This window comes from Amycolatopsis regifaucium, from assembly GCF_001613935.1.
GTDB classification, from domain to species: domain Bacteria; phylum Actinomycetota; class Actinomycetes; order Mycobacteriales; family Pseudonocardiaceae; genus Amycolatopsis; species Amycolatopsis regifaucium.
In genome coordinates this window covers 167537-183794 of sequence record NZ_LQCI01000011.1, presented here as the reverse complement: position 1 = coordinate 183794, position 16258 = coordinate 167537, and the positions used below count along the sequence as shown (strand labels likewise).

General features: G+C 68.8%; 13 protein-coding genes. 9 read left to right on the top strand and 4 right to left on the bottom strand.

Annotated elements, in window-relative coordinates:
• Nucleotides 1-52: 52 nt before the first annotated feature.
• Nucleotides 53-1069 (bottom strand): M14 family zinc carboxypeptidase, encoded by a 1017-nt coding sequence (locus AVL48_RS14490; RefSeq protein ID WP_061982680.1) that lies wholly within the window; start codon nt 1067-1069, stop codon nt 53-55.
• Between the two features lie 118 nt (nt 1070-1187).
• Here AVL48_RS14490 and AVL48_RS14485 point away from each other — a divergent pair, with 118 nt between their 5' ends.
• The 3 genes from AVL48_RS14485 to AVL48_RS14475 all read left to right on the top strand — a co-directional run bounded on the left by AVL48_RS14485 (nt 1188) and on the right by AVL48_RS14475 (nt 3746).
• On the top strand, nt 1188-2102 hold the full coding sequence (locus AVL48_RS14485; RefSeq protein WP_061982681.1) for an ABC transporter ATP-binding protein: 915 nt from the start codon (nt 1188-1190) through the stop codon (nt 2100-2102).
• Entirely contained in the window at nt 2102-2917 is an 816-nt protein-coding gene (locus tag AVL48_RS14480; protein ID WP_061982682.1) for an ABC transporter permease, read from the top strand. Before AVL48_RS14485 ends, AVL48_RS14480 begins: the two co-directional genes overlap by 1 nt.
• 61 nt (nt 2918-2978) lie before the next feature.
• The gene (locus AVL48_RS14475; protein ID WP_143105044.1) at nt 2979-3746 is read left to right on the top strand and encodes an ABC transporter permease; all 768 of its coding nucleotides are present in this window, start codon (nt 2979-2981) and stop codon (nt 3744-3746) included.
• 41 nt (nt 3747-3787) lie between these two features.
• Here AVL48_RS14475 and AVL48_RS14470 read toward each other — a convergent pair whose 3' ends face one another.
• Nucleotides 3788-5218 carry a S8 family peptidase gene (locus AVL48_RS14470; RefSeq protein ID WP_061982684.1) on the bottom strand — a complete coding sequence of 477 codons (1431 nt, stop codon included), beginning with the start codon at nt 5216-5218 and terminating at the stop codon, nt 3788-3790.
• Nucleotides 5219-5744: 526 nt separating this feature from the next.
• Here AVL48_RS14470 and AVL48_RS14465 point away from each other — a divergent pair.
• The 5 genes from AVL48_RS14465 to proB all read left to right on the top strand — a co-directional run bounded on the left by AVL48_RS14465 (nt 5745) and on the right by proB (nt 12340).
• The gene (locus tag AVL48_RS14465) at nt 5745-8870 is read left to right on the top strand and encodes a ribonuclease E/G (RefSeq protein WP_061982685.1); all 3126 of its coding nucleotides are present in this window, start codon (nt 5745-5747) and stop codon (nt 8868-8870) included.
• A gap of 165 nt (nt 8871-9035) precedes the next feature.
• Nucleotides 9036-9350 carry a 50S ribosomal protein L21 gene (gene rplU, locus AVL48_RS14460; protein WP_005158538.1) on the top strand — a complete coding sequence of 105 codons (315 nt, stop codon included), beginning with the start codon at nt 9036-9038 and terminating at the stop codon, nt 9348-9350.
• Between the two features lie 27 nt (nt 9351-9377).
• Nucleotides 9378-9635, top strand: coding sequence for a 50S ribosomal protein L27 (gene rpmA, locus AVL48_RS14455; RefSeq protein ID WP_003067129.1), 258 nt, complete (start codon nt 9378-9380; stop codon nt 9633-9635).
• A gap of 141 nt (nt 9636-9776) precedes the next feature.
• On the top strand, nt 9777-11234 hold the full coding sequence (gene obgE / locus AVL48_RS14450; protein ID WP_061982686.1) for a GTPase ObgE: 1458 nt from the start codon (nt 9777-9779) through the stop codon (nt 11232-11234).
• Complete coding sequence (proB, locus tag AVL48_RS14445; protein ID WP_061982687.1) at nt 11231-12340, top strand: glutamate 5-kinase; 1110 nt, start codon at nt 11231-11233, stop codon at nt 12338-12340. The genes obgE and proB overlap by 4 nt, the downstream gene beginning before the upstream one ends.
• A 131-nt stretch (nt 12341-12471) precedes the next feature.
• Here the strand turns inward: proB and AVL48_RS14440 are convergent, their stop codons facing one another.
• Complete coding sequence (locus tag AVL48_RS14440) at nt 12472-13113, bottom strand: TetR/AcrR family transcriptional regulator (protein WP_061982688.1); 642 nt, start codon at nt 13111-13113, stop codon at nt 12472-12474.
• Nucleotides 13114-13201: 88 nt separating this feature from the next.
• On the opposite strand from AVL48_RS14440, the gene AVL48_RS14435 reads away from it, so the two are divergent.
• Complete coding sequence (locus tag AVL48_RS14435) at nt 13202-14476, top strand: FAD-dependent oxidoreductase (protein WP_061982689.1); 1275 nt, start codon at nt 13202-13204, stop codon at nt 14474-14476.
• Here the strand turns inward: AVL48_RS14435 and argS are convergent.
• The gene (gene argS / locus AVL48_RS14430; protein ID WP_061982690.1) at nt 14471-16195 is read right to left on the bottom strand and encodes an arginine--tRNA ligase; all 1725 of its coding nucleotides are present in this window, start codon (nt 16193-16195) and stop codon (nt 14471-14473) included. The two genes, AVL48_RS14435 and argS, sit on opposite strands and share 6 nt — an antisense overlap.
• Between the last annotated feature and the right edge of the window lie 63 nt (nt 16196-16258).

Genomic DNA, 16258 nt, shown 5'->3' with positions numbered 1-16258 from the left:
CCCCACCACCAAGATGAAAAAGGCTCAATGAAGGGGCCTTTCATTGCACGCGTCAGGCGGCTTCGTCCCCTTCTTCGACCGTACCCGGCAACGCCGGTCCCCGGGGCGGGATCGCCTCGGCGTCGGCCGGGTCCACCTTCCGCACCGAACCGTCGGCCGCGGCCTGCGCGATCGCGAGCATCGACGCCAGCGCGTCCCGGATCTGCGCCTGCTCACGCTCCGGGATGAGGCTGAGTTCGATCAGCACGCTGCCGTTGCCGAGCAGGCCGTACCCGTTGCGCGCGATGCCCTGGTAGTCGCCGCCCGGGTACTGCGAGACGTAGCCGCCGTTGCCGTCGATCGACCGCTGCACCACGACCGCGATCTGCTTGGCGAAGTCCACATCGGACGGTTTCACGCCCGGATGTGTCGGCCACATCGTCGAAGCGGTGATCTCCTTGCCATCGGCGTCCCGATACCGGCCCTGCATGTGGTAGTCGACCATGATGTCCGGCTTGAACGCCGCGTTCCGCCGCTGGATCAGCCCCGCCTCGGTGGCCGGGTTGTCCGCAGGCGCGACGGCCGGGTCGTGGTAGCGGTTGATGTCGTAGCCCTTGCCCTTCTCGCCGTACTCGGGGGTGGCCTTCGGGTCATAGTTGTAGCGCCAGTCGCGCTCGTGCCCGTCCGGGTTGGCGCGTACGACGATGTCGACGGTCACCTTCGCGAGCAGTTTCCGGGCCCACGCGCTGTGCTCGACGCCGACCTTGCGCAGGAACTCGAGCGCGGCGGGGGTGCCCAGCGGCTCGTCGCCATGCTGCTGGGTGACGTACTGGACACGCGTCTTGCCGTGGCCGACCCTGGCCGCCCACACCGGACGGCCCTCGTTGCTGCGGCCGATCTCGCTCACCCGGATCTTGCCGTGGCTGAGCAGCGCCAGTTTGTGCAGTTCGAAGGCCAGCTTGGCGGTGGAAGGACGCGGATCGACGGTCCGGCCGTCCACAGTGGTCTCGGCCGCTTGGGCCGCAGGCGCCAGCAGGAGCCCGGCGCTGACAAAAACGGACAACAGGGCGATTCTGGGCTTGAGACTCATGGTCGGTGAGTATCGACGAGGCGGGACCGTCCAACAAGGGGGCGGATAAACCGGTCGAATTTTGTCGGTGCCAGGTCCTAGGGTGCGAACCGTGGGTGACTCAGAGCACGAATCGGCGATGGTGCAGGCGAAGGCGTTGGTGAAGCGCTTCGGCGATTTCGAGGCCGTGCGCGGGATCGACGTGGACGTCCGCCCGGGGGAGGCGTTCGGCTTCCTCGGGCCCAACGGCGCCGGCAAATCCTCCACCATGCGGATGATCGCGAGCGTGTCGCCCCGCAGCGACGGTGACCTGCGCGTTCTCGGGATGGATCCGGACATCGAGGGGCCGAAGATCCGCGCCCGGCTCGGAGTGGTGCCGCAGCAGGACAACCTGGACACCGAGCTCACCGTCCGGCAGAACCTGCAGATCTACGGTCGCTACTTCGGGCTCTCGCGGGCGCATGTGCGGAGCAAGGCCGAGGAGCTGATGGAGTTCGCCCAGCTCACCGACCGGGCGGACGCGGAGGTCGATTCGCTCTCCGGCGGGATGAAGCGGCGGCTGACCATCGCGCGGTCCCTGGTCAACGATCCGGAGCTGCTCCTGCTCGACGAGCCGACGACGGGGCTGGACCCGCAGGCGAGGCATCTGCTGTGGGACAGGCTGTTCCGGCTCAAGGCGGGCGGGACCACGCTGATCATCACCACGCACTACATGGACGAAGCGGAGCAGCTCTGCGACAGGCTGGTCGTGATGGACAACGGCCGGATCGCCGCGGAAGGCTCGCCCGCGGATCTGATCAGCCGGTACTCCACCCGCGAGGTCGTCGAGCTGCGCTTCCCGAACGGCGAACAGGAGGCGGCCGCGAAGCGGGTCGAAGGCCTCGCCGAACGCGTCGAGGTGCTCCCGGATCGCGTCTTGCTGTACACGATGACCGGCGAGGCCACCCTCGAACAGACGCACGCGCGCGGGCTGCGGCCGTTGTCGAGCCTGGTCCGCCGCAGTTCGCTGGAGGACGTCTTCCTCCGCCTCACCGGCCGGACGCTGGTGGACTGATGACCACAGCGGGAACGAAGGCCTCGACGGGCCGCGTGGTGTCGACTTGGCTCGGCGCCTGGCTACGGGTCGAGGGGTACTGGATGTGGTACCGCCGGTACTGGCTGTCCACGTTGTACTCGACGGGCCTGCAGCCGGTGATGTTCCTGGCCGCGATGGGGCTCGGCTTCGGCTCACAGGTGCAGGCCGGCGCCGCGACAGGCGGGTTCTCCTACCTCGAGTACGTCGCGCCCGCGCTGCTCGTCGCCGGCGCGGCGCAGCTGGCGGTGGGGGAGTCCAGCTACCCGGTGCTGTCCGGGTTCAAATGGCAGCAGAGCTACGTGGCCGTCACCGCGTCGCCGATCACACCGGGCCAGGTCCTCGGCAGCCAGATCATCTGGGTCGGGATCCGGCTGACGCTGGCCGGGGCGATCTACGCCGTCATCGCCGCGCTGTTCGGTTCGTGGACGAGCTTCGGCGTGCTCGCGGTCATCCTGATCGGGACGCTCACCGGTCTCGCCTGCGGCACCCCGGTGATGGCGCTCGCCGCGACCACCTACGACGAGGGCTCCCGGTTCGGACTGGTGTTCCGGTTCATCCTGATCCCGATGACGTTGTTCTCCGGAACGTTCTTCCCCATCGCCGAACTGCCGGCCCCGCTGATGTGGATCGCCTGGCTTTCGCCTTTGTGGCACGGCAACGAAGCAGCCAGGGCGGTCAGCCTCGGCACCGTCGGTCCGCTCGCCACGCTGGGGCACCTCGCCTTCCTGGTCGTACTGGCCGGGGCGGGCTGGGCGCTGGCGCACAAGTACTTCTACCGACGGCTGGTGGTCTGAAGTGGCTGTTCTCGTCGAAGCCCCGCGGCGCGGGGTGCTGCTGCGCGTCCTGCCCCCGTCGATGTACAGCGGCCGGTCGAAGGCGGTGCTGGAACGCACCTTCCTGACCTACTCGCACGTCTGGATGCTGTTCGTGTCCGGCGCCTTCGAGCCGCTGTTCTACCTGATGGCCTTCCAGCTCGGCTTCGGCAAGCTGGTCGGCGAGGTCGTCGGGCCCGGCGGCCAGGTGATGAGTTACGTCGCCTTCGTCGCGCCCGGTCTGCTCGCGGCGTCGGCGATGAACGGCGCCATCCTCGACTCGACGTACAACCTGTTCTTCAAGCTGAAGTACGCGAAGCTGTACGACGCCATGCTCGCCACCCCGATCGGGCCGTTGGACATCGCGCTCGGCGAGGTCGGCTGGTCGGTGCTGCGCGGCGGGATCTACTCGATGACCTTCCTCGGCGTGATGACCGCGATGGGTTTGCCCGGGTCGTGGTGGGCCGTGCTGATGATCCCGGCGGCACTGCTGATCGCGATGGCGTTCTCGGCCATCGGCATCGTGCTGGTGACCTTCCTGCGGTCGGTTTCCCAGTTCGACTACATCAACCTCGTGCTGATGCCGCTGTTCCTGTTCTCCACGACGTTCTACCCGCTGTCGGTCTATCCGGAGGCGATCCAGTGGATCGTGCGGATCTTCCCGCTGTACCACGGGATCGAGCTGATGCGCGGGCTGTCGGTCGGCGTGCTGTCGTGGAGCATGGTCGGGAACGTGCTGTACCTGACGGCGCTGGCGGCGGTCGGGATCTACGGGGCGTCACGGCGCTTCGGGAAGCTGCTGCTGCGCTGACCCACTCCGCATTTAGAGGACTGAATGCGGAAGGCCGGAACTCACCGGGCCGAGGACGGAACGCCCGGCTTCGGCGCCACCGCGGCCAGCGCGTCGACCATCCCATGTCCGTAGAAGCCGTTGAATCCCGCGTACCCGGTGCAGTACGCGTCTTGCGAGCCGTCACCGGTGAGGTCGTAGTCGGCGGGGCAGGCGATCGGCGTCGCCTGCGCGTCCAGCGTCCGCTTCAGCTGCCGGGCGCTGTAGCCTGGGTGCTCCGAAGCGAGCAACGCGGTGACACCGGCGACATGCGGCGCCGCCATCGACGTCCCGCACAACGGCGCGTACCCGCCGGGAACGGTCGAAAGCACGCACTGCCCGGCCTCGCCGCCGGGAGCGGTCACGTCGATCACGCCCAGCCCGTACGAGCTGTAGCCCGCCTTGATCCGCTCCGCGCTCACGGACGACACCGCCACGACGTCTCGCAGGCCGGCGGGCAGCGCCTGGCAGCCGTCGGTCCGCGCCCGAACACCCGATCGGGGGGACGGCACCAGCCCGGCGGCCTCGTTGGTCGCCGCCGCGATGTTGAGGGTGCCCGCCGAGGTCGCGTACTCGACCGCACGCGCCATGACCTCGTTCACCACGCCCCGTTCGTCATCGTGGGCGCACGAGAGCGACCACGGATCGACGAAGTAGCTGCTGTTCGTCACCGTCATGTTCTGTGACGCGGCCCACATCAGGCCGCAGACGGCGGCCTCGGGATCGGCGTAGCCGCGATCGTCGATCACCTTCACCGAGGCGATCCGCACCCCGGGCGCCACCCCGGTGACGCCCTTGCCGTCATCGGCCGCGGCGATGATTCCCGCGACGTGGGTGCCGTGCGCCGACGTCGTCGCGGCCCAGTTCCGGTCGGGGGCGCCGGTGAGGCAGCCCGCCGATTTGGCGGGGTCGAGCGCGGTCGTCAGTTCGGGGTGGACAGGGTCGACCCCGGAGTCGAGGACGCCGACGACGACGTCCTTGCTGCCCCGCTCGATCGCGCGGGCCTTGTCGGCGCCGATCGCGCGCATGTCCCACTGCTCGCCGGTGCGATCGGCCTTGGGCACCTTCGCCGGATCGGTCGGTTCGAGCTCCGCGCGCGCGGGCGTCGACCTGGCCGACGGTCTCCCGTTCGCCCGCTGGACCGCCAGCCGTTCCGCCTGCGCGCTGAACGCCGCGGCGGGCCGGACCAGCTCCGCGAAGTCCCGGTCGGCCGAGGTCGCGACGGCCACCGCGATCTGCGGGTAGTAGATCGTCTGGCTGCCGCAGGCAGCGGTGACGGCCGCCTTCGCCTCGGCTTCGGAGGTACCCCGGTCGAAGGCGACGACGTAACGCAGCGCCCGGCCTACGGGATGACAAGATGACTCCGCTTCGGCCGTCGTGGCGGCGACGACCGAACCGCAGAGCACCACGAAGGCGCATACGGCCGCTCGCAGGGACCGCCCCAGCAGGGACACACGACCTCCCACCGGAGAACAGGGACTACGGGGATCGCCTCGGCCTGGGCTTCGGCACTCCCGAGCGGCACGCTAGCCACCCTCGGCCGGGTCGACAAGCTCTGCCGCGAAGTTCCCCCGGCCGGTGGTCGCGGCGCGCCCGGGAGTCAGGCCTGTGGCACCGAGTACACCGGAGTGGGGCCGGTGTGTGGGATACTCGCGGTGGCCGCTGGCCGATGGGCACACGTGAGAGGTGGCGCCCGCGGTCTCGTGGCCCGGTGGTGTGCTGCACATCCTCCACACGCGTCGCCGCCTTCCGAGGCGGCTCGACGACGTGGCGGGCGGCCCGATGTCGCGAACGTGGCCAGCGCTCCGCCGAGCAGACCTTCAGCCGTATGCGGCGCTTGGACAACCCGGCGCCGTCGCGGTCCGGGCAAGGATTCCCGCTGCTGGTGACCACCACGGCGGAACGAACAGAAAGGGGCCCCTGCGCGGCCGCGTCGAGCCGGTGTGAGCCAGCCGACGCGCCCGGGGGCGGAGGAGATATATGTCGAACGCGGACACACCCGCCGTCACCGGCGGGAATACCGCCACACCCATCGCAGGCCAGCTGGCCGAACTGCCTCCCCGGATCCGGGTGCACGCCCTGGCGAAGCTCCTGGGATCCAACAGCCGGGAACTGATGGCCAAGCTCGGTGAGCTCGGCGAGACCGTTCGTAGCGCGCAGTCCAGCGTCACCCGCGATGTGGCCATCAAGCTCGCCGAAGCCCTCACCGGCGGAGACGAGCCCAAGACCGCCGAAGCGGCGCCGGCCGCCGAGCCTCCTGTTGTCGAGAGCCCCGTCGCCGAGGTTCCGGCCGCGCCCGAGCCCGAGGTGGAGACGAAGCCCGAGGTCCAGGCCGAGGTTAAGGCTGAGCCCGCTCCGCAGGCCGAGGCATCCTCCCGGCGGGTTCCGCCCGCGCTGGCCGCCCCGGTGACGCCGGAGCCGCCGCAGCGGACGACCCGGCCGTCGAGGGCCGCCGTGCACGTCCCGGTCTTCGCGGCGCCGTCGCCGATCTTCCTGCCGCCGGAGCCAGTCGCGGCGAAGCCCGCCCGCCGACCGGAGCCGTCCTTCGCCGAGACCGAAGAGATCTCCTCCGATGAGGACGAGACGCAGACCGAGCAGGCCGATAGCCAGGACGGTGCCGACGAGGACGGTGACGACGCCAACAGCCGCCGCCGCCGCCGTCGCGGACGTCGCGGGCGTGGCCGTGGCAAGGGCGGCGACGAGAACTCGGCCGACTCCGAGAACGACGAAGAGGCGTCCGAGACTCCGCGTGGCCGTCAGCCGCGTGGCAAGGACCGCACCGACAAGACGGACAAGGACGTCAAGGACACCGAGGCCGAAGAGGCCGAGTCCGAGACCGCCGAAGAGGCGTCGGCCGAGTCCGATCCGGACAACGACGGCGATTCCGACAACGGCAGCAAGCGCCGCCGTCGCCGCCGCCGTCGCAAGGGCGGGGACGGCGACGACACCGCCGAAACCACCCCCGACGACCCGCCCAATACGGTCGTCCACGTGCGTCAGGCCAAGGCCGCCGAGACCGAGCGTCCCGCCAGGGACGAGGTCCGCAGCGTGCGCGGCTCGACCCGGCTCGAGGCCAAGCGCCAGCGCCGCCGGGACGGCCGGGAAGCCGGCCGTCGTCGTGCGCCGATCCTGTCCGAGGCCGAGTTCCTCGCTCGCCGCGAGTCGGTCGAGCGCACCATGGTCGTCGCCGAGAAGGGCGACTCCACGCAGATCGGCGTGCTCGAGGACGGTGTCCTGTGCGAGCACTTCGTGACGTCGTCGGGCACCGGCTCGATCGTCGGCAACGTCTACCTCGGCCGCGTGCAGAACGTGCTGCCCTCGATGGAGGCCGCCTTCATCGACATCGGCCGCGGCCGCAACGCCGTGCTCTACGCCGGTGAGGTCGACTGGGACGCCGCCGGTCTCGAGGGCAAGGCCCGCAAGATCGAGCAGGCGCTCTCCACCGGCGACTCCGTGCTGGTCCAGGTCACCAAGGACCCGGTCGGGCACAAGGGTGCCCGGCTGACCACGCAGATCTCGCTGCCGGGCCGCTTCCTGGTGTACGTGCCTGCGGGCGGCGCCACCGGTATCTCCCGGAAGCTGCCGGAGAACGAGCGCCGCCGGCTGAAGGACATCCTCAAGCGCATCGTCCCCGAGGACGCCGGTGTGATCATCCGCACCGCCTCCGAGGGCATCAGCGAGGAGGAGCTGGACCGCGACGTCCGCCGCCTCAAGGCGCAGTGGGACGTCATCAAGGAGAAGGCCGAAGCGGGCAACGGCGGCAAGAAGAACAGTGCCCCCGTCATGCTCTACGAAGAGCCGGACCTGCTGGTCAAGGTCGTGCGTGACCTGTTCACCGAGGACTTCGCCAAACTGGAGATCCAGGGCGACAAGGCCTGGGACACCATCTACAACTACGTGCAGCACGTGGCGCCGGACCTGGCGGATCGCGTCAAGCGGTACACCGGCACCGGCTCGGCCTTCGCCGACCACCGGATCGACGAGCAGATCACCAAGGCGCTGGACCGCAAGGTCTGGCTGCCCTCGGGCGGTTACCTGGTCATCGATCGCACCGAAGCGATGACGGTCATCGACGTCAACACCGGCAAGTTCACCGGATCGGGTGGAAACCTCGAGGAGACGGTGACCAGGAACAACCTGGAGTCGGCGGAAGAGATCGTCCGCCAGCTCCGGCTCCGGGACATCGGTGGCATCATCGTCATCGACTTCATCGACATGGTGCTCGAATCCAACCGTGAGCTGGTCCTGCGTCGTCTGACCGAATGCCTCGGCCGTGACCGCACCCGCCACCAGGTCGCCGAGGTCACCTCGCTCGGCCTGGTGCAGATGACCCGCAAGAAGATCGGCACCGGGCTGCTCGAGGCGTTCTCGACACCGTGTGAGCACTGCAAGGGCCGCGGCGTGGTCGTCTCGACCGAGCCTCAGCGCACCGCCGGTGGCGGCAACGGCCACAGCCACGGCGGTGGCAGTGGCGGTGGCGGGGGCGGCAAGGAGCAGGGCTCCCGCCGGTCCCGTGGCCGTGGCAAGGGCGAAGACCAGGCGCAGAACGAGCCCGCGGCCGCCAAGGCCGAGGTCCCGCCGAGCTCCGGCCACCGTGAATCGGTGGTCTCGGCGGTCCAGGCCGTCGCCAACGCCGCCAAGGCCGCCAAGGGCGAGCACCCGCACGAGGTCATCGAGAACGGCGAGGGTGCCGCGCTCGACGGACACGCTCCGCAGGCGGCTGAGAAGGCCGCTGAGCCGGTGCAGGAGACCACGGACGTCGTTGCCGAGGCGACCGTCGAACAGGCGGCCGAGGCCGCGGCTGAGCCGGTTTCCGAGCCGGTCGCCGAGGCCCCCGCGACCGAACTCGCCGGTGAACCGGTGACGACCTCGGACGACGAGGTGCCGGCCGTGCGCGAAGAAGAGATCGCCGTCGTCGGGGAATCGGGCCCTGAGCCCGAGGCTCCCGAGGTCCCGGTGACCGAGGCGCCGGTGGCTCAGGAGGAGACCGGCCCTGAGGTGGACGTCCCGGCCCCCGCCGGCCGCTCCACCACCCGCCGTCGTCCGCGACGGGCCGCCTCACGGCCCGCGGGTCCCCCGGTCAAGGCGTCCGAAAACAGCCAGTGAACACGTAGGGGCACCCCGGTGTGATCGCACCGGGGAGCCCCCCGTAACCTGTAGAACGGCCCGCACCTAGAGCGGGCACCTTGCGCAGACCTTGGACCGCCGAGAGAAATCCGGCGGGCCGGTCACGCAAGCCCCCACCCGTTGTCGAGTAAGCAGGAGACTTCCGTGTCGGCGTACGCGATCGTCAAGACTGGCGGCAAGCAGTACAAGGTGGCCGTCGGCGACGTCGTCGAGGTCGAGAAGCTCGAAGGCGAGCCCGGTACCGAGCACACCTTCCCCGCAGTCCTCTTTGTGGACGGTGGCGACGTCACCACGGACGCCGACGCACTGGCGAAGGTCTCGGTCACCGGCAAGGTCGTCGAGCAGACCAAGGGTCCGAAGATCCGGATCCACAAGTTCAAGAACAAGACCGGCTACCACAAGCGTCAGGGTCACCGGCAGAAGCTGACCCGCGTCGAGGTCACCGGCATCAGCAAGTAATTCGGATCTTCAGGGAGAGGCTGAGCGATGGCTCACAAGAAGGGTGCGTCCAGCTCCCGCAACGGTCGCGATTCGAACGCGCAGCGGCTGGGCGTCAAGCGGTACGGCGGCCAGGAAGTCAACGCCGGCGAGATCCTCATCCGCCAGCGTGGCACCAAGTTCCACCCCGGCGTGAACGTCGGCCGTGGCGGCGACGACACGCTGTTCGCGCTGGCCGCCGGTGCGGTCCAGTTCGGCGAGAAGCGTGGCCGCAAGACGGTCAACATCGTGCCGTCCGAAGCCTGAGTTTCGGCTTCGAGCAAGAACCTCTGACGAGGGGTGGGGCCGGAATATCCGGGCCCACCCCTCGTTTGTTTTGTATGTTCCTGTCTTTCGAATGACCCCCTGTCTTTCGAAAGACACAGTGCGAGTGAATAGAGGCAAGTCATGGCGTCCCGTTTCGTGGACCGCGCGGTGATCCATCTGACCGCCGGCGACGGTGGGAACGGCTGCGCCTCGGTGCACCGCGAGAAGTTCAAACCCCTCGGCGGCCCGGACGGTGGAAACGGCGGCAACGGCGGCGACGTCCTGCTGATCGTCGACCCCAACGTCCACACCCTGCTCGACTTTCACTTCCGCCCCAACGCCCGCGCCGGCAACGGCAAGATGGGCCAGGGTGGAAACCGCGCCGGCGCGGCGGGGGAAACGCTGGAACTGCGCGTTCCGTCCGGCACCGTCGTGATGACCGAGGACGGCGAGATCCTGGCCGACCTGGTCGGCCCCGGCACCACCTTCGTCGCCGCGCAGGGCGGCCGTGGAGGGCTCGGCAACGCGTCGCTGGCCTCCAACGCCCGCAAGGCCCCCGGATTCGCGCTGCTGGGCGAGCCGGGGGAGAGCCGCGACCTCGTTCTGGAACTCCGGTCCGTCGCCGACGTCGGCCTGCTGGGCTTCCCGTCGGCGGGCAAGTCGTCGCTGATCTCGGTGCTGTCCGCGGCCAAGCCGAAGATCGCCGACTACCCGTTCACCACCCTGGTACCGAACCTGGGCGTGATCACCGCCGGATCGACCGTGTTCACCATGGCCGACGTCCCCGGCCTAATCCCCGGCGCGAGCGAGGGCAAGGGCCTCGGCCTCGACTTCCTGCGCCACATCGAGCGGTGCGCGGTGCTGGTGCACGTCATCGACTGCGCCACCTTCGAACCCGGCCGGGACCCGGTGTCCGATATGGACGCCCTCGAAGAAGAACTCGCCCGCTACACCCCGAGCCTCGGCGGTGACCTCGCCGACCGGCCGCGTGTGGTGGTGCTCAACAAGATCGACGTCCCGGACGCCGCCGAACTCGCCGAATTCGTACGCCCCGAGCTGGAGGCCCGCGGGCTCAGCGTGTTCGAGATCTCCACGGCGACGCGGCAGGGCCTGAAGGAACTGACCTACGCGCTCGCCGCCGTGGTCGAGAAGTACCGCGCCGAGCAGCCGGAACCGGAGCCGGAGAAGGTCGTGCTGCGGCCGATGGCCGTCAACGACGCGGGCTTCACCGTCGAGCACGACCCGGACGAGGAAGGCGCCTTCATCGTGCGCGGTGTCCGTCCGGAGCGGTGGATCCGCCAGACGAGCTTCGGCAACGACGAGGCCGTCGGCTACCTCGCGGACCGCCTGCAGCGCCTCGGCGTCGAAGAAGCATTGGCCAAGAAGGGCGCTGTACCCGGCAGCCCGGTCACGATCGGCGACGTCCAGTTCGAATGGGAGCCGTCGACCCCGGCCGGCGTCGCGGTGCACATGTCGGGCCGCGGCACGGATGTGCGGCTGGAGAACAACAACCGGATCGGCGCCGCCGAGCGCAAGGAAGCCCGCCGCATCCGTCGTGACGGCCCCGACGGTGCCGAAGACGAGACGGACGACGAGTGAGCTCGACCCGTGAGGCGCTCGCCGCCGCGAAACGGGTGGTCGTCAAGGTCGGTTCCTCCGCGCTGACCACCGCCGGTGACGGTCTCGACGTGGCCAGGCTGGACGCGCTGGTCGACGCGATCGCCGAGCGGGTCTCCCGCGGCACGCAGATCGTGCTGGTCTCGTCGGGGGCGATCGGCGCGGGACTTGCGCCGCTCGCGCTCGGCAAACGACCACGCGACCTCGCCACCCAGCAGGCCGCCGCCAGCGTGGGGCAACTCGCGCTGGCCCATGCCTACGCCGAGTCGTTCGGCCGGTTTTCCCTGACCGTGGGCCAGGTTCTGCTGACTTCGGACGACGTCGTGCGTCGTTCGCACTACCGCAACGCGCAGAACACGTTCACCCGCCTGCTGGCGCTCGGCGCGGTTCCCGTGGTCAACGAGAACGACACCGTGGCCACCGAAGAGATCCGCTTCGGCGACAATGACCGGCTCGCCGCCCTCGTGGCTCACCTGATCGGCGCCGACGGGCTCGTCCTGTTGTCCGATGTAGACGGTCTTTACGACGGGGACCCCCGTGACGGCGCCACTCGCAAGATAGCCGAGGTCGCCGACGAGTCCGATGTGGACGGCATCACGGTCGGTATGTCGAGCTCCGGGCTCGGTACCGGTGGCATGGTCTCGAAGCTCGCCGCGGCCCGCACCGCCGCCGGCGCCGGCATCCCGGTCCTGCTCGCCGCCGCTTCCGAAGCGGCCCGCGCCCTCACCACCGCCGAGGTGGGCACGGCCTTCGTCGCCGCGGACTCCCGCCTGTCGGCCCGCCGGTTCTGGCTAGGCTACGCCGCGGGCGCGTCCGGGAGACTCCACCTCGACGACGGTGCCGTCGCGGCCGTCGTCCGGCGCCGCCGCTCCCTGCTCGCCGCCGGGATCACCGGCATCGACGGCGACTTCCAAGCGGGCGACGTCGTCGACCTGGTGGACCTCCGGCAACGCACCGTGGCGCGGGGCGTCGTCGCGTTCGACGCCCACGAACTCCCCGACCTCATCGGCCGCTCCAGCCACGACCTTCCCGCCGAACAGCGCCGCGAGGTCGTCCATGCTGACGATCTCGTCCCCCTGCGCCCCTGAAAGTCAACCTTTTCCACCGGGGGAGCGGGGGACCTTTGCTATCGCCGAACCCAGCATGTGGGGCATGGTGGTCTGGCAGTGGGCTAGATATGGTGGCGAAATCAACCTAGGTTGACGCCAAAGGTGACCGGTCACGCCTCTTGATCTCGACCGGTCGCGAGGTGGTCGACGAGCCGCGCCAGTTGTTCGCCGTAGGCCTCTGCGAATTCGGCCGAGTTGGGGTCTTGGCCCGTGACCAGCCGCACGACGCGGGGGAGCGCCAGCGCCGCACTGGCCGCGGCCATGAAGGTCACCAGCAGGAACCCCGGGTCGAGGTCCGGGGGAAGGTCGCCTGCGGTCTGGCGGGCCCGGATGTACTCGACCTGCTGTTGAAGAAACTCCCGCTGCCCTTCGACGCCGATGGCGTCGGGTGCCCCGTCGGTCAGGTTCTCCCAGAGGAACAGTTTGGCGAGGTCGCGGTCTCGCACCGCTGACTGGGCGAAGAACCGCACCACGTCAGCGAACGGCTGGTCGTGGTCGGAGGCCGCGACGTAGTCATCGGCCATCGTCGCGGTCAGAGCGTTGTACAGCCCTTCCTTGCCGCCGAAGTAGTACGAGATCAGCTGCTTGTTCACACCCGCCTTCGCGGCGATCTCGCTGACGCGTGCCGCGGCGTACCCCTTCGCGCCGAACTCGGTTTTCGCCGCCTCCAGGAGCTGCGCCTTGGTGCGCTCGGGATCTCGCTGCCGTTCGACGGGGGCGCGGCGTGGGCTTCGAGCGGCGGCTTCGGACATGTGCTCAGCTTAGTCGCTGACTCTTTCAAACGTTTGGTTGACTTTATCATCCAAGTGGATGATAGTGGAGATCCGGAGAGGAGATCACATGACCACGAGAATCGCGATCATCGGCGGCGGTACGGGCGGGCTCTGCCTGGCGCAGGGGCTGCGCAAGGCCGGTGTCGACGTGTCCGTCTACGAGCGCAGCCGCACTCGGGCCGAGCGGCTTCAGGGCTATCGCGTCCATATCAACCCGCAGGGATCGGCGGCCCTGCATGAATGCCTGCCGTCCGAACTGTGGACACGGCTTCTGGCCACCACCGGCACTTCGAGCGGACCGTTCTCGTTCGTGACCGAGCAGCTGAAAGATCTGATGGTGATCGACAATGAACTGACCCCGAGCCCGGATCCCGCGTCGAACCACCATTCGGTCAGCCGGATCAGCCTGCACCAGGTGCTGTCCGACGGACTCGAAGAAGTTCTTCAGTACGGGAAGGAGTTCGTGGGATACCGGAGAAAGGGGGAAGCGGTAGTCTGCGAGTTCGCAGACGGAAGCACCGCCGAGGCGGATCTGGTGATCGGCGCGGACGGAGCGAACTCCCGGGTGCGGAAGCAATTCCTGCCGCACGCCGATCGGGTGGACACCGGGATCATCGCGATCGCGGGCAAGTACCCGCTGAACCAGGAGACCCGCGAACGCTTGCCCGCCCGGCTTACCGGGGGGCCGAGTATGGTGATGCCCCGCACGGGTGCGGGACTGTTCAGCGTGCCGCACGAACTGAACGGCGCTTCGTCGGTCAACGACGAGACCGCTGAGTACGACCCAGTTCTGTTCGACAACACGTCGAGCTACATCATGTGGGCGTTCGCGGCCGACAACCGGCGCTACCCGGACAACCTGTCCTCATTGGACGGTGCGGCCCTGCGGGCGCTCATGCTGGACTTGGTCGATGGCTGGGCTCCCGCGTTCAAGGAGCTCGTCGCCGGTTCACCGTCGGGATCGGTGTCCCGGCTGCCGATCTTCACGTCGAAACCCGTCGAGCCATGGCCGACGAGCAACATCACCCTGCTCGGGGACGCGATCCACAGCATGACCCCGTTCCGTGGCATCGGCGCGAACACCGCGCTCCGGGACGCGCGGATGTTGTGCCGCAACCTCGTCGCGGCACAGAAGACCGGTGCCGTGCCCGCCGCGGTCGCCGACTACGAGCAACAGATGCGTGATTACGGTTTCGCGGCGGTGCGCGACTCGGAGCGCAGTGCCCGCCAGTTCGTGTCGGAGAACCGGGCGGGCCGCACGATGGCACGGGGGATGTTCCGCTTCTTCCAGGCCGTCCCTCCGTTGAAGCGCAAGGTCTTCAGCGACCACGGCGATTCATAGCCTGGCAGGGGTGGAGATCCCGAGCAGGGACAAGCCCAGCGTCAGCGTCTTCGACGTGAGGTCGGCCAGCAGCAGCCGGGAGTCGCGGACGCCGGGCCCTTCCGCGTCCAGCACCGGGCACTGTTCATAGAACCGCGAGAACACGACCGCGGTTTCGTAGAGGTACGTGCACAGTTTGTGGGGGAGATGTCCCGCGATCGCCGAGCCGACGGCTTCGGGGAACCGGGCCAAGGCGAGAGCCAACGCCCGCTCGGCGGGATGGCCGAGCGTGATCCGCACACCGGTGAGTTCCTGGTCCGCCTTCGCCAGCACTGAGCGGATCCGCGCATTGGCGTACTGCAGGTAGACCGAGGTGTTCCCGTTCTTGGACAGCATCCGTTCCCAGGAAAAGACGTAATCACGCTCACGATCGCCGGAAAGGTCGGCGTACTTGACCGCCCCGATTCCGATCGCGCCGGCGACCTCTTCCCTGACCTCGGGGGAGAGGTCGCCCCGGCCGTCGATCACCGCGGCGGCGTGGGAAACCGCCTCGGTGAGCAGGTCGGAAAGGCGGACCGACTCGCCGGCCCTGGTCTTCATGGCGCGGCCGTCTTCACCGAGCACCGAGCCGAATCCGATGTGCTCGGCCCGGTGCTCCTCACCGAGCCAACCGGCCGCCCGGCAGACGGCGAACACCATCGCGAAGTGCTGTGCTTGGGGCGCTCCGACGACATAAAGCAGGTCGTTCACGCGGCGTTGCTCCGTCCAGTAGCGCACGGTCGCGAGATCGGTGGCCGCGTAGCCGTAGCCGCCGTCCCGCTTGCGCACGATGAGCGGTAGCGGCTCGCCTTCCCGGTTGCGGAAGCCGTCGGGGAAGACGCAGACGGCACCATCGCTGAGCTCGGTGAGCCCGACGGCTGTCAGGTCGTCCACGACCGCACCGAGGAACGGGTTGTAAAAGCTCTCGCCGTAGACGTCCTCACTCGACAGGTCGATTCCGAGAAGTTCGTAGACCTGAGTGAAGTGTCTTGTCGACTCGTCGACCAGATGTCGCCACAACGACAAGGTGTCGTCGTCACCACCCTGAAGGAGCACTACCCGCTCCCGCGACCGGGTCGCGAAGTCGTCGTCGGTTTCGAACTTCGACCGGGCGGCGCGATAGAAACCGTTGAGATCACCGATCGTGTAAGGACCCGACGGACGCTCGTCGAGCAGGTGCTCGATCAGCATCCCGAACGGGGTGCCCCAATCGCCGAGATGGTTGTGCGGGATGACGTCGTGTCCGGCGAACCGCAGCAGCCGTGCGATCGCGTCACCGATGATGGTGGGCCGGAGATGCCCGACATGCATCTCCTTCGCCACGTTCGGGCTGCTGTAGTCGATCGCGATCCGCCGCGGCCGCGCCGTCACCGCGGTGCCCAGCCGTGGGTCGCCGTTGAGCGCGGTCGTCCGGTCTTCCAGCCAGGACGTGCGCAGGGTGAAGTTGAGAAAACCCGGTCCCGCGATCTTCGGCGGCTCGGCGATATCGGCGACGTCGAGCCGTGTCGCGATGTCGGCGGCGACCTCCCTCGGCGGCTTGCCGAGCCGTTTGCCCAGGCTCATCGCGAGATCGCACTGATAGTCGACCCCGCTCCGCGAAGAGGCCCGCACCAGGGCGCCGGACGGTTCCATGTCGCTGACGTGGTGAAGGGCTTCCACCACACGTCGCGTCAATTCCTCGCTTACATCGCCGAACAACACGGTGTCCCTCCTTCGCGCTCGTCGTAGAAGCGCGAGAGTAGCCACCTCGTCATGTCGTCGGCG

Bases quoted from the DNA above. Each gene is read 5' to 3' on its own strand.
- AVL48_RS14490 (WP_061982680.1), bottom strand. From the start codon at position 1,069: ATGAGTCTCAAGCCCAGAATCGCCCTGTTGTCCGTTTTTGTCAGCGCC.
- AVL48_RS14485 (WP_061982681.1), top strand. From the start codon at position 1,188: ATGGTGCAGGCGAAGGCGTTGGTGAAGCGCTTCGGCGATTTCGAGGCC.
- AVL48_RS14480 (WP_061982682.1), top strand. From the start codon at position 2,102: ATGACCACAGCGGGAACGAAGGCCTCGACGGGCCGCGTGGTGTCGACT.
- AVL48_RS14475 (WP_143105044.1), top strand. From the start codon at position 2,979: ATGTACAGCGGCCGGTCGAAGGCGGTGCTGGAACGCACCTTCCTGACC.
- AVL48_RS14465 (WP_061982685.1), top strand. From the start codon at position 5,745: ATGTCGAACGCGGACACACCCGCCGTCACCGGCGGGAATACCGCCACA.
- rpmA (WP_003067129.1), top strand. From the start codon at position 9,378: ATGGCTCACAAGAAGGGTGCGTCCAGCTCCCGCAACGGTCGCGATTCG.
- obgE (WP_061982686.1), top strand. From the start codon at position 9,777: ATGGCGTCCCGTTTCGTGGACCGCGCGGTGATCCATCTGACCGCCGGC.
- AVL48_RS14440 (WP_061982688.1), bottom strand. From the start codon at position 13,113: ATGTCCGAAGCCGCCGCTCGAAGCCCACGCCGCGCCCCCGTCGAACGG.
- AVL48_RS14435 (WP_061982689.1), top strand. From the start codon at position 13,202: ATGACCACGAGAATCGCGATCATCGGCGGCGGTACGGGCGGGCTCTGC.